Below are 12353 nucleotides of genomic sequence, written 5' to 3' on the forward strand. Positions count from 1 at the left end.
GCGTTTTTCATTCATTCCTGTTCACACGACGCTTCATTCGATGACGCAACTCGCGCTTTTCGATCTCGACTTCACCCTCATTCCGTTCGACAGCGACCAGGCCTGGGGCCACTTCATGGTCGAGCACGGCCTGGTCGACGCGGCTGAATTCGCGCGCATCGACGCCGCGTTCTCGGCCGGCTACGCGGCCGGCACGCTCGACATCCACGCGCATCTGCGCAATATGCTCGCGCCGCTCGCGCGCCATTCGCGGGCACGGCTCGCGCACTGGCATGCGTGTTTCATGGCCGACGTCGTGCGGCCCGCGATCTCGCCGGCCGCGCTCGACCTCGTGCGTCATCATCGCTCTCGCGGCGACCTGTGCTGCGTCGTCACCGCGACGAACGCGTTCATCACGCGGCCGATCGCGCGTGCGTTCGGCATCGATGCGCTGATCGCGTGCGAGCTCGAAACCGTCGACGGGCGGCCCGATTCGCGCTATACGGGGCGTCCGTCCGGCGTGCCGAGCTACCGGGAAGGGAAGGTCGTGCGTACCGACACATGGCTCGCGTCGCTCGGGCTCGCGTGGTCCGACTTCGAGCGCAGCTGGTTCTACAGCGATTCGCACAACGACATCCCGCTGCTCGAGCGCGTCACCGACGCGGTCGCGACGAATCCGGACGAGCGGCTGCGCGCGCTGGCGACGGCACGCGGCTGGCGGATCGTGGAGCTGTTCGAAACGGCGTGAACGCGCGTACCGTCACGCGCCGGCCTGCGTGCGCCCGTCGTGGCGTTCGACGTTGGCCATGAACGCGGTAATCAGCCGCGTGCCGGCGCGCGCGTCGAGGTAGTACAGGTATTCGTGCATCGGCGGCAGATTGTCGTCGAACGCGACCGCGCGCAGTTCCGGATGCGCGCCGACCTCGCCGCGCGGCATCAGCGTGCAGCCCATGTCGTGCCGCACGGCTTCGCGGATCGCTTCGCGACTGCCGAGCTCGATCGCGTTCGCGGGCAGCCCGATGCCCGCGTGCTTCAGCACGTGCTCCATCAGCGCGCGCGTGCGCGAGCCGCTCTCGCGCAGCAGCAGCGTCTCGCCGGCCAGCGCGGCGAGCGCGACCGACTCGCGCGCGGCGAGCCGGTGCGAACGATGCACGACCAGCACGAGCGGATCGTTCGCGATCGTATGCCGCACGAAACGCGGATCGTCGTCGCGTTGCGACGACACGGCGACGTCGCAGCGGAAATCGACGAGCGCGTCGAGCACCTGCTGCGAGTTGCCGATCTCGATGCTGATCTTCACGGCCGGATACTGGCGGCGAAACGCGGCGATCGCGGGCAGGATGTAGAACGGGCCGGTCGTGCCGACGCGCAGGTTGCCGGTCTGCAGTTCGCGCTCGTTGCGCAGCGCGAAATCGATATCGTTCTCCATCTGCAGCATCTGGCCGATCATCGGCATCAGCGACGCGCCCGCGTCACTGAGATCGAGCCGGTTGCCGCGGCGATGGAACAGCTCGACGCCGTAATGGCGTTCGAGCTGCTGGATGCGCGACGTGATCGTCGGCTGGCTCACGTCGAGGCGCTTCGCGGCTGCGGTCACGCTTCCCTGGCGGGCGGTTTCGTAGAAGGCGGCGAGAAGCAGGGCAAGCATGGCGGCACACGGGACGAGACGAGCGGAACTTACCGGCCGCGTGTGTCAGCGCCGTGTCATTGACGTGGAAATGCGTGGCGAATTGGGGCGTGATGTTGCGCGCGCGGTGCGCCGCACGCCGGCGCCGCTTATTCGGGCGGCTGCTCGTCGTACGCGACGAAGATCTTCCGCGTGTGTTCGACGACTTCCCAGGTGCCGCGAAAACCCGGCGGAATCACGAAGCGATGGCCTGCGCGAACGGTCTTCCGGTTTCCCTCCGTGTCGGTGATCACGGACGTGCCTGCCAGGATCTCGCAGTATTCCGCTTCCGTGTAGGCGACGTGCCAGCAACCGGGCGTGCTTTCCCAGATGCCGGTCGAGAAACGGCCGCACGGGCTCGCGAAACCCGGCGTGAGCGTTTGCAGCGGATCGCCCGCAATCAGCTTGTCGGGCGACACGCGGTACTGCGTCGGCTCGCCGCTCGGGATGAGCGCGTCGGTAATGGATGAAACGTCGATCATGATGGGCCTGCTTCGTCGAGTTGAAATGAACGCGCCGACGGCGCGTTCGCATGATTTCATACTTGCGGCCGGGCGGGTCAGTTGCCGGTTTTCAGTTGTTGCCACAGCCGGTTCTCGAGCCGCGCGATGTCCGCCGGGCGCGGCTTCGAGAGCGTCATCCTGTCGAGCACGTCGGCGGGCAAATAGACATTCGGATCGTGCGCGACGGCCGGCGTCACGTACTGATGGGCCGCCTTGTTCGCGCTCGGATAGTAGATCTCGTTGGTGATGTCCGCGTTGACCTTCGGATCCTCGATGTAGTTGATCCATTGCAACGCGGCTTCCGGATGCGGCGCGTCCTTCGGAATGGCCATCACGTCGAACCACAGGATGCCGCCCTCCTTCGGGTTCGCATAACGAATCTCGTAGCCGCGTTTCGCCGCGATCGCTTCGCGGCGCGCGACGCTGACGTCGCCCGACCAGCCCAGCACGACGCAGACGTCGTTGTTCGCGAGGTCGTTGTTGTAACCCGACGAGTTGAACTGCGTGATGTACGGGCGCACCTTCCTGAGCATCTCGAACGCCGTCTGATAATCGGCGGGGCTTTTGCTGTTCGGGTCTTTCCCGAGGTACTGGAGCGCGGCGGCGAACACGTCGTCCGGCGCATCGAGGAACGACACGCCGCAGCTCTTCAGCTTCGACACGTTGGCCGGATCGAACACCAGTGCCCAGCTGTCGAGCGGCGCGCCGTCGCCGAGCGCTTTCCTGACCGCCTGCACGTTGTAGCCGACCCCGTCGGTGCCGTAGGCCCACGGCACGCCGTACTGGTTGCCGGGATCGGATTCCGCGATCTTCTTCATCAGCGCGGGATCGAGGTTCGCGAGGTTCGGCAGCTTCGATTTGTCGAGCTTCTGGTACACGCCGGCCTGGATCTGTTTCGCCATGTAGTTCGAGGTCGGCACCACGATGTCGTAGCCGGAGCTGCCGGCCAGCAGCTTCGACTGCAGCGTGTCGTCGCTGTCGTAGACGTCGTAGCGGACGTGAACGCCCGTTTGCTTCTGGAAGTCGGGAATCGTGGTTTTCGCGATGTACTCGGACCAGTTGTAGACGTTCAGTTCGGCATCCGCAGCATGGGCGGGCATCGCCGCCGGCGGCGCGAAACAGGCAGCGGCTGCGATCGCAACCGGGAAGGCGAGACGGAAAACGCGGACGATCATGATCACTCCCTTTTCGAAACGAGGGCGGGCGCTGCATCGCGCATGCGCGCCGCGGGTCGGTCGATGAGGCTCGCGGCGGCTTGCTGCGCTGCGTGTGCGCACCGGCGGGCCTCGCCGAATCTCGGGGATGACTGTATGCGGCGGCGGTTGGCGTGTCTGTCCATGAAATCCGTACAGCGGTACCGCGGCATGCGCCGGAAATCCGTGCGAGGGAATTGGCAGCGCACTTTTGGCGTGGTAACGGTAAGCGTCCCATTCTTCCGTGCATCGTATGACCGACCGTGACGCCGACGCGACGATCGATATCCAGCTGGGCCAGCTCGTGTTCATGTCCGACGCGCTGTCGGCCGTGGCCGCCGCGATCGGCTCGCCGGATTTCGTCGCGGTCGTGTTCGAGAACCTGACGCGCATCGTCGATTGCGATTCCATTCACCTCGATTACGAGGACGAATCGCTGCACGATCGCCGGGTCGGCTGGATCGGCAGCTACGGCACCTATCCGGACCAGATCGAGCGCACGATGACGCGCTATTACCGCGATTTCGCGCGGATCGACACGACGTTCGACTGCATCCGCGGCGAACGCGACACGCAGTTGCTGCAGCTTTCGACGCTGCGGCTGAACCCCGAGATCCGGCGCGCGTTTTACGACACCGAGGACATCCACGACGAGTGCGTGGTCACCTATCACGTGGACGAGCTGACCTATGCGCTGTCGGTGTGCCGCGCGCGACGGCTGCCGGCGTTTTCGCTGAAGGAGCTGAGCATCGTCCGGCATGTCGCGCTGATCGTGTTACCGCTGGCGGTCGCGCATCGGCGCATCGTCGGCGACCGCCGGGCCGATGCGGGCGCGGATGCGCCGCGCGCGCAGGAAAGCGGTGCCGCGCAGCGCTTGAGCGACGTGTTCGGGAAGCTGACGTCCCGCGAATCGGAGGTGTGCGCGCGGCTCATTCGCGGCAGGAAGACGCAGGACATCGCGCATGAACTCGGCATCCGGCCGTCGTCGATCGACACCTACGCGCGGCGCGCGTTTGCGAAGCTCGGCATCGAATCACGCCGCCAGCTTCTGAACCTGCTGCTGGATCATGACGTGCTCGATGCGTCGTCTACCCGGAGCGGCATTGCGTGATCGCGCTACGATAGCGCCGGCGCGAAACACGAGGAGAGCCGATTGAGCATCACATGGGATGGGATCACGGGCGCCGACGTGCTCGACGAAGCCGAGGTCGCACGCCGGCACGCGTTGGCCGATGCGGCGCGCAACGGCGACTGGGCGACGATGCTGGATCTCGTGGCGAAACAGTCGAGGCTCGTCAACGCGACGCGGCTGGGCGGCACGTCGCGCGATACGCCGCTGCATCAGGCGGCCTGCGGCGGCGCACCGAAACAGGTTGTCGTCGAGCTGTTGCAGCTCGGTGCATCACGCATGCTGCGCAATGCACAGGGTGCGCGCCCGGTCGATCTTGCCGAGCGGCGCGGGCATCGACATCTCGTCGATCTGCTGACGCCGCAGCCGCGGCGCTTCGTACCCGACGCAACGCTGCGCGACATCCAGCGCCACTTCCACGAGATGATTCTCGGCCGCATCGCACACTTGCGCGTCGACGCGCTGCGCCTGCCCGAACTCGAGCCGCTGCTTGAACTCGATGGGCAGGCCGAACGCGCATGGTTCGCGGTGCCGGGCATGTATGGCGGGTTCGGCTATGCGCTGCGCAACGACGGCGCCGCGGCCGTGCTCGTGTCCGACAGCTGGAGCCGCGTGGCCGGGGGCTCGGGCCAGCGGCACGAGATCACGGCGCAGGGTTGTACGCTCGTCGACGAGGGCTTCGTGTGACGGCCTTGCGCCGCCACGTGAGCGCTCAGGCGACCGCCGTGTCCGGTGCGGCGACCGCCGCGGCACCGCGCGCGGCCGAAGCCCGCGCCGCCGCTGCGCCCGCCAGCCGCCGATAGCGCGCCAGCGCCCACAGCGGGAAGTACGCGGTATAGCCGTGATACTTCAGGTAGAAGATGCGCGGAAAGCCCGGCGCGTTGTGCGAGCGGTGCCACCAGAAGCCGTCTTCCTGCTGGACCGACTGCAGATATGCGATGCCGCGCTTCACCGAATCGGATTCGCAGTCGCCGAACGCCATCTGCGCGAGCAGCGCCCACGCGGTGAAGTTCGACGTGCTCTCGCCGCCATTGGTGCCGCCCAGCTTCGGGTCGATGTAGCTGTCGTTCGTCTCGCCCCAGCCGCCGTCCGCATGCTGCCGTGAGCGCAGCCATTCGATCGCGCGTTGGATATACGGCTGCGACTTGTCCTCGCCGGCAAGCGCGAGGCCGGCCAGCACGCTCCACGTACCGTAGATGTAGTTCGTGCCCCAGCGGCCCCACCAGCTGCCGTCGGGCTGCTGCGTGCGCTTCACGTAGTCGATGCAGCGCGCGAGCGATGCGCGTTCGTCCGCGCGTTTCGTCACGCCGAAGCACAGCAGCACGCGGCCCGACACGTCCTCGGTCGGCGGATCGAGCAGCGCGCCGTGATCGGCGAACGGGATCGCGTTCAGGTACATGCGGTCGCAGTTGGCGTCGAACGCCGCGAAGCCGCCGTTGCGCGATTGCAGCCCGCGCATCCAGTCGAGCGCGCGCGCGACGCGCGGCGCATACGGGTTCGTGCCGTCCGCGTTGCAATGCGTACGGCCGCGGCGATCGAGCATCGCGGTGACGACCGCCGTGTCGTCGATGTCGGGGTAGTACGGGTTCGCGTACTGGAACGCCCATCCGCCCGGCTGGACGTCGGCCGGCGCGTTCTCGATCCAGTCGCCGCGCAGGTCGTTCACCTGGCGTTGGGCCAGCCAGTCGTAGGCGCGCGCGATGCGCTCGTCGAGTACGCGCCGTGCGTCGCCGGGCTCGCCGTCTTCCGCCACCGCCACGCCGCGCGCCTGCTCGAGCGCCATCGTGCTCCACGCGGTATCCCACACCGGCGACAGGCACGGCTGGCAAACCATGCTCCCGTCGGGCCGCGTGACCAGCAGCTTTTCCAGCGCATCGTCGCAGTCGCGACGATGCGGGTGATCGTCCGGGTAGCCGAGCACCTGCATCATTTGATTGGCATACACGATCGGCGGGAAGATGCCGCCGAGCCCGTCCTCGCCGTTCATGCGCTCCGCGCACCACGCCTCGGCGTGGCGGATCGCGCGCTGCCGCAGGCGCTTCGGCATCAGCGGCTCGACGTGACGCACCGTGCGATCGAGCGCGAGGAACAGCTTGCGCATGCCGCGCGCGGGCGGGAAGTAGTGGCGCTCCTCGTCCGGCGGCGTGACGAACAGCTCGCGGATCGAGACGTTGCGCGGATTGCGGGCGCGCGCCTTCAGCGAACACAGCACGAGCAGCGGCACCATCGTCGTGCGCGCCCAGTACGCGACCTTGTACATCGAGATCGGCACCCACTTCGGGAACAGCACGAATTCGATCGGCATGAACGGCGTCGCGCGCCACGGCACCTGGCCGAACGTCGCGAGCAGGATGCGCGTGAACACGTTCGAGCGTGCCGCGCCGCCGAGTTTCAGGATCGCGTCGCGCGCGCGGATCATGTGCGGCGCATGCTCGCTGTCGCCGGCCGCCTTCAGCGCGAAGTACGCCTTCACGCTGCACGACACGTCCGGATCGCCGTCGACGTACAGCGCCCAGCCGCCGTGTGTGTCGAGCCGCTGGTTCGCGCGCAGGTAGCGCGCCATCTTCTCCTGGCGGATGTCGTCGATCTTGTCCATGAAATGCATCATCAGGATGTATTCCGCGGTGATCGTCGCGTCGGATTCGAGTTCGAAACACCAGCTGCCGTCGGGCTGCTGGAGACGCACGAGGGCGTCGCGTCCGCGGGCGATGGCGGTATCGAGCGCGGACCAGGGGGAGGCGGTGGATGTCGTCATGCGGCGGATCATACCATCCAGCCGGAATGTTTATATCGAGACGCCGGGTGCTACCATCCGCACCATGAAAAAACACCTCGAACCTGCGCCGCACGCTGCGTCCGCGCCCGTCGAACCGGCTGGAACGGCCGGTGCGCGGGCGCCCGAGGCATCGTCGGCGCCGGCTGCCGCCACCGCCGGCGTGCGTCGAAAAAAAGCGCCTGACCAGGTGCGCGCGCAGTTGCTGGCGGCCGCATCGGAAATCGCGACACATCACGGCGTGGCCGCGTTGACGCTCGACGCGGTGGCCGAGCGCGCCGGCGTGACGAAGGGCGCGCTGCAATATCACTTCGCGAACAAGCAGGGGTTGCTGGATGCGCTGTTCGGTCAGGCGACCGAGCGGTTCGCCGCGCAGATGGCCGCGCGGGTGGCGGCGGATGCCGGCGGCGCCGGTGCGGCGGCGCGGGCGTACGTGCACGCGGTGCTCGACGAGTCGCATCCGGCTGCGAGCACGGATGTGCTGCGCGTGCTGGTTGCGTCGATGATTACCGACCAGGACACGCGCGAGCGATGGTCGGTGCCGATGCGCGAATGGACGCGGCCCGACCCGGTGCCGCTCGAGCAGGCCGCGACCTTGATGATTTGCCGGCTCGCCGCCGACGGGCTGTGGATCTCGAAACTGCTCGACAGCATCGAGGTGTCGGCCGAGTTGCGCGCGGAGATCGTTCGGCAACTCGACGCGATGAGCCGCGGCGTGTTTCCGAAGGGGCGCGACGGCGCCGCGTGATGCATGTGTCGCGGCGCCTGGCCGCCCCGGCGAGCGCGCGACTGTCGGCCAGTGCGCGCCGCCGGCTTCCGCCGGGATCGCTACGGCATCAGCCGGTCGAGCAGCGGCGACCGGAAGATCCGGTGCGGGTCGTAGCGTTCGAGGGTCGCGCGCGCCGTATCCCAGTTGCTCGACGCCGGCTGGCCTTCACGATGCAGGTTCGGAATCGTGGTGGTGAGCATCGTGTCGTCTTGCCAGGCGGCCGCGTCGGTATAGGCCCAGCCCTTCGACCATTCCGGGCGCACCGTCGCATACGAGCCGGTGTAGTTCGCGAGCATCCATTGCTCGATCTCGCGATAGAAGCGACCGGCGGCCGGCGTGCCCGGCAACGTCAGGATATCGAACCACACGGCGGTATCCCATTCCGGCCGGTCGGGGCGCGGCTTGAGTCCGGACAAGGCGGGCACGACCGCGCCCGCGCCGGCATCGGCCGGCTTGTCGAGACCGGTGACACGGATCTCGACGGGACCGTTCATCGGATACTCGCCGCGCGCCTTGTACGTGTCGACGCGGTTCTGATAGAACTGCACGAATTCGCTGATCACGCGCTGCACGTCGGCGCGCCGCGCCAGTACCGCGTAGCCGTTCGCGGTGACGCGCAGCGTCGTCGGTCGAATGTACTGCAGCACGGTGCGCGACCAGCCCCAGATGTCCCCGCTGAGCGTGAGTGCGAGACCGGCCGTCGTGATGGCCAGCTGCGTCTGGCCGAACAGCGGCGTCAATCCGCCTTCGCCGCCGATCACGATCCGCTTGACGAGATCCGAGATGGACTGCGAGATCGAATCGGAGAACGGATAGTTGTACGGCTGCGTGACGGCGCGCGACAGGAACGGCTTGCTGGGCGTCGGCGTCCAGACCTTGAGCCACGGCTTGGTCGTAAACGGGAACCAGATGGCTTCCACCCGGCCCGAGGCGTCGAGAAACGACGTGATCGTGCGGCCCGTCGCGCCGGCCGGGGCAAACAGTTCGGATGCCGGAATGTCGACGTAGCTCTGGCAGCGTAGCCGCTGGTTCGGGCCTGCCGTCAGCGTGACTTCGACGATGAACGCGCGCCCGATGTGCGCGAGGAACGCGCCGATCTCGGGATCGCTGCGCTCGAACCGGCGCAGCACGTATTGCTGCCGGGCCGGATCGAACACGACCGCGGTGAGCGCGACCACGAGATTGCTCAGCGAGCCGTAGGTCTGGCCCGGTTGCAAGGTTTCGCCGGCCGCCGGCACGGCGGTGCCGTGGGCGTCGATCGCGAGCGCGCCGCCGAGCGTGATGTCGCCCGGTGCGGGCGCGGCAATCACGCCGAGGCCATATTGCTCGAGCGTCGCGAGCAGCGACTCCAGCGAGACGCCCGTCTGGGCGGTGACGCGCGCCGGACGCGCCGTCGTGTCGACGGAGACGGCCGTCAGCGACTTCGTCGTATCGAGCAGCACGAGGTTCGCGGCGCCCGCGCCCGGGTCCAGCGTCAACGGCGACCAGTTGTGCATGTAGCCGCGCGGGCGTATCCGGTAGCCGTTTGCGCGCGCCCAGTTGACCGCCGCGACGACGTCGTCGGCGGAGCGCGGCGCGGCGGTCCATACGTCCTGCACGGCGATCTCGCCGCTCCAGTTCTGGAACGCCTGCTTGTAAAGCGGGATGTCGGCCGGGAAGCCGGGCGGCGTGTCGCCGGCCGTCCGCGCGTGCGCCGCAATCTGATAGAGCGGTGTCCAGCCGGTGACGATGCCGGCCGCCGCGAGCTTCGCCATGTCGGCCAGGAAGGCGCGACGCGGCGCAGGTTCGTCTCGGAAGTCGTGACTCATGGTGTGCTCCAATTTTTCGGAATTGTTTTGCAGATCGGAAAGACGACAAATGACGCGTTGAGACTCGTATGGCAATTCGAGCAGGCGCGGCGCGTGAAAAGCGTTGCGCGTTGGCAGGCCGGGATTGAAAAAGACGGTGCGTTCGGCAATGCGCGGCCGCGCATCGCCACGGACGTCCAAAAGGAAATCGAAAAACCGCCGGGCGATTTCTTCAATTGGCCGTCGGCCCGTTCTGGCGGCAAGCAGATACGGAGATTCGACGAAATCGCGTGCGGCGAAGCGCTAGCCGCGACGGTCGATAAAAAATGATTTCACGTGAATATTAATTCCCATGTTTCGGTTTTTTAAATAAACCCGGCCGAAGTTTAAAATTGATTGACGATAGGCTGTGTATTTCGGTCGAAAGCCTAGCAATTTATCTGTCGCGAGGCAAGCGGCGGGTTGGCGAATTTCCGATTACTTAATATGGAAATTTCGTGACGAGAGGTGGCTTCTCACCTTGTGGATATTTTGCAACGCCGGTGTCGGTGGCAAGCTGTCGTGGGCTGGAAGCGGAAATTATGCTTTGCCGCCGCGCGAATTGAATCGATCGTTGAGCGAATCGAAATAACGTCCGGTAGACAATATTTGAAGCCAACTCGGTGAGCGGGTGGATATGGTGAAATTCGGAAATTCTTTGATCGAATAAGGCACCCGGATGAAAATTCGTGGTATGCGTCGCTTGGGTGATTGTTGCAAAAGTTCGTGGTAAACAGATTTTGGTTTATCCGCGCATTCATAATCATGCCAATCGGTGGCGTGCGGATTGAACGATTTCCGGTTCGCGAGCGGAATGATTTAAAAAATAGATGTCAGGTTAACCGCAAATGTCTTAAATCGTCGCTATCATACGCGGCTGGGATATACATGGATAAAATTCAATGGAAAGAATCGTTTCGATTTTTGATCGCGATTATTCGTTGAATTCGCCGGGCACGCGCCCACTCCGGGGCGGCGCCGGGTTTTCCAATTCAGGTATTCAGCACGTCCGGCGGCGGCGCGTTTTCATCCAGCAACGCGTATCGATTGAAATGGACGTTTCAGCCTGTTGCGGCTTCGCCAGTCATGATCGTCCATCAATGCGACGCCTGCCGCATCGCGTCGTCCAATACGGGGGAAACATCGTGCCTGTTTCACGCTTGTCATCGGATCGCTCGATCGTCGGTGTCGAGGCGGCATTCGCCGCGCCTGAAGATCGTTCGCACGCGCACTGCGTCTTACGGATCGCGGGCTATAGACGCATGCCCGACGGCCCGCGCCACGTTGCCGGGCCATTCGACGCGCGCTGGCGCGTTCGCGAACGGGTCGCCGACGCATTGGGCACGCAGCCGACCGTTGAGTGCGGCGCGGCCACCGTCCCCGCATGCGATCTCGCATCGGGCTGAACAGGGAACGGCGCGCCGTCGTTTCGCGTGAGCCGAACGCATCGGCACGCGAGGGTGGCGGCGCGTGGCCCGTCGAAGAAGGCGCGCGACGCAGCGCGACCAGACGCGTGCCGCGCAAACCGTGCCGGCTCGCCCGCGCTGGCGTTGCGCCACGTCCTCAAGCACGCACAACAAGGAGAATCAGATGTTCGCGAAGCTCGGGAAGGTGATTTCGAGCGCCGGCAGTGAGCGGTTCGCATCCGACATGCATGCATTGCTGGTCGAATCGATTCCGCTCGCGATCACCCGGATGACCGAATGGACGCTCGACGAGCCGGCGGGCGAAGTCGTCCGCGTCCAGTCGCTCGGCGCGTTCGGCGCGCCGGGCGGCGACGGGCGCGGCGCGCCGGCCGCGCACGGCGAGCGGGAACCGGCCGCGCATCCGCCGTTGAACCGGATCCTGGCGGCCTGCGACCGGCAGCTCATTCACATCAATCCGCTGCTGCGGGGCGGCAATGGCGGCGAAGCCGCGCCGCCGGGCGGACCGGGCGGCGGATTTCAGTGCCATCTCGTGTCGGGCAAGGCGAATCGCCGCTACGTGATCTCGCTGCATCGCACGGCATCGCATCGCGATTTCTCGTTGCAGGAGATGTCGTTCCTGAAGAATTTCGCCGATACGCTGCTGCCGCTCGTCGAGTGGCATGCGTCGACGCGCCGGCACGGCGAGCTCGAATGCACGACGGCGCCCGGTGCGACGGCAGGCATGCCCGGCGTCGAGGCGCTGCGCCACGAGTTCGAATCGCGGCTCGCGCGCGCGGGCGTCGCGCTGTCGGCGCGTGAAAACGAAGTGTGCCTCGGCCTGCTCGCGGGCAAGATGCTGCGCGAAATGGCCGGCGAACTCGGCGTGAAGGAGAGTACGGTCGAGACGTACATCAAGCGCGCCGCGGTGAAGCTGGGTATCAGCGGCCGGCACGGGCTCACGAAATGGATGATCGACGATTCCGTACCGTGCGCGTCGGCGGCGTGACGCGGTCACGCCGTCGACGCACAACGAACACCGCCGGGTGATGTGCCGGTATGGCTGCCGCGCGTGCCCGCGCCGACGACGATGTCACCGGGTGTGGCAGCCT

The 12353-nt window shown here is 66.2% G+C and carries 12 protein-coding genes; 7 read left to right on the forward strand and 5 right to left on the reverse strand.

Translation table 11 applies throughout. From position 1 onward, the window contains the following. Positions 1–40 precede the first annotated feature (40 nt). Positions 41–727 (forward strand): HAD family hydrolase, encoded by a 687-nt coding sequence (locus HWX39_RS16775; RefSeq protein ID WP_175969117.1) that lies wholly within the window; start codon positions 41–43, stop codon positions 725–727. A gap of 12 nt (positions 728–739) precedes the next feature. Here the strand turns inward: HWX39_RS16775 and HWX39_RS16780 are convergent, their stop codons facing one another. The 3 genes from HWX39_RS16780 to HWX39_RS16790 all read right to left on the reverse strand — a co-directional run bounded on the left by HWX39_RS16780 (position 740) and on the right by HWX39_RS16790 (position 3323). Next, entirely contained in the window at positions 740–1627 is an 888-nt protein-coding gene (locus HWX39_RS16780) for a LysR substrate-binding domain-containing protein (protein WP_175969118.1), read from the reverse strand. Positions 1628–1755: 128 nt separating this feature from the next. Then, positions 1756–2127: a cupin domain-containing protein gene (locus HWX39_RS16785; protein WP_175969119.1), complete on the reverse strand. Its 372-nt coding sequence runs from the start codon at positions 2125–2127 to the stop codon at positions 1756–1758. A 77-nt stretch (positions 2128–2204) separates the two neighbouring features. Further along, entirely contained in the window at positions 2205–3323 is a 1119-nt protein-coding gene (locus HWX39_RS16790) for a polyamine ABC transporter substrate-binding protein (protein WP_175969120.1), read from the reverse strand. A gap of 271 nt (positions 3324–3594) precedes the next feature. On the opposite strand from HWX39_RS16790, the gene HWX39_RS16795 reads away from it, so the two are divergent. Then, positions 3595–4452 carry a helix-turn-helix transcriptional regulator gene (locus HWX39_RS16795; RefSeq protein ID WP_175969121.1) on the forward strand — a complete coding sequence of 286 codons (858 nt, stop codon included), beginning with the start codon at positions 3595–3597 and terminating at the stop codon, positions 4450–4452. Between the two features lie 42 nt (positions 4453–4494). Continuing rightward, on the forward strand, positions 4495–5157 hold the full coding sequence (locus HWX39_RS16800) for an ankyrin repeat domain-containing protein (RefSeq protein ID WP_175969122.1): 663 nt from the start codon (positions 4495–4497) through the stop codon (positions 5155–5157). 25 nt (positions 5158–5182) lie between these two features. Here HWX39_RS16800 and shc read toward each other — a convergent pair whose 3' ends face one another. Then, positions 5183–7237, reverse strand: coding sequence for a squalene--hopene cyclase (gene shc / locus HWX39_RS16805; protein WP_175969123.1), 2055 nt, complete (start codon positions 7235–7237; stop codon positions 5183–5185). A gap of 52 nt (positions 7238–7289) precedes the next feature. Here shc and HWX39_RS16810 point away from each other — a divergent pair, with 52 nt between their 5' ends. Beyond that, positions 7290–7991, forward strand: a complete 702-nt coding sequence (locus HWX39_RS16810) for a TetR/AcrR family transcriptional regulator (RefSeq protein ID WP_175969124.1) — start codon at positions 7290–7292, stop codon at positions 7989–7991. 80 nt (positions 7992–8071) lie between these two features. On the opposite strand, the gene HWX39_RS16815 is transcribed toward HWX39_RS16810, so the two are convergent. Further along, entirely contained in the window at positions 8072–9820 is a 1749-nt protein-coding gene (locus HWX39_RS16815) for a cholesterol oxidase substrate-binding domain-containing protein (RefSeq protein WP_175969125.1), read from the reverse strand. 3 nt (positions 9821–9823) lie between these two features. Here HWX39_RS16815 and HWX39_RS16820 point away from each other — a divergent pair, with 3 nt between their 5' ends. The 3 genes from HWX39_RS16820 to HWX39_RS16830 all read left to right on the forward strand — a co-directional run bounded on the left by HWX39_RS16820 (position 9824) and on the right by HWX39_RS16830 (position 12250). Then, the gene (locus HWX39_RS16820; protein ID WP_175969126.1) at positions 9824–10129 is read left to right on the forward strand and encodes a hypothetical protein; all 306 of its coding nucleotides are present in this window, start codon (positions 9824–9826) and stop codon (positions 10127–10129) included. Between the two features lie 611 nt (positions 10130–10740). Beyond that, positions 10741–11244, forward strand: a complete 504-nt coding sequence (locus HWX39_RS16825; RefSeq protein ID WP_175969127.1) for a hypothetical protein — start codon at positions 10741–10743, stop codon at positions 11242–11244. Positions 11245–11428: 184 nt separating this feature from the next. Next, positions 11429–12250, forward strand: a complete 822-nt coding sequence (locus tag HWX39_RS16830; RefSeq protein WP_175969128.1) for a helix-turn-helix transcriptional regulator — start codon at positions 11429–11431, stop codon at positions 12248–12250. Positions 12251–12353: the final 103 nt, after the last annotated feature.

Origin of the sequence: Burkholderia sp. BCC0322 (genome assembly GCF_902833045.1) — a bacterium.
Taxonomy (GTDB): Bacteria; Pseudomonadota; Gammaproteobacteria; order Burkholderiales; family Burkholderiaceae; genus Burkholderia.

What these genes read in the sequence shown, in the direction of transcription:
- HWX39_RS16785 (WP_175969119.1), bottom strand. Translation starts at nt 2,127, where the DNA reads ATGATCGACGTTTCATCCATTACCGACGCGCTCATCCCGAGCGGCGAG.
- shc (WP_175969123.1), bottom strand. Translation starts at nt 7,237, where the DNA reads ATGATCCGCCGCATGACGACATCCACCGCCTCCCCCTGGTCCGCGCTC.
- HWX39_RS16780 (WP_175969118.1), bottom strand. Translation starts at nt 1,627, where the DNA reads ATGCTTGCCCTGCTTCTCGCCGCCTTCTACGAAACCGCCCGCCAGGGA.
- HWX39_RS16825 (WP_175969127.1), top strand. Translation starts at nt 10,741, where the DNA reads ATGGAAAGAATCGTTTCGATTTTTGATCGCGATTATTCGTTGAATTCG.
- HWX39_RS16830 (WP_175969128.1), top strand. Translation starts at nt 11,429, where the DNA reads ATGTTCGCGAAGCTCGGGAAGGTGATTTCGAGCGCCGGCAGTGAGCGG.
- HWX39_RS16795 (WP_175969121.1), top strand. Translation starts at nt 3,595, where the DNA reads ATGACCGACCGTGACGCCGACGCGACGATCGATATCCAGCTGGGCCAG.
- HWX39_RS16815 (WP_175969125.1), bottom strand. Translation starts at nt 9,820, where the DNA reads ATGAGTCACGACTTCCGAGACGAACCTGCGCCGCGTCGCGCCTTCCTG.
- HWX39_RS16775 (WP_175969117.1), top strand. Translation starts at nt 41, where the DNA reads ATGACGCAACTCGCGCTTTTCGATCTCGACTTCACCCTCATTCCGTTC.
- HWX39_RS16790 (WP_175969120.1), bottom strand. Translation starts at nt 3,323, where the DNA reads ATGATCGTCCGCGTTTTCCGTCTCGCCTTCCCGGTTGCGATCGCAGCC.
- HWX39_RS16810 (WP_175969124.1), top strand. Translation starts at nt 7,290, where the DNA reads ATGAAAAAACACCTCGAACCTGCGCCGCACGCTGCGTCCGCGCCCGTC.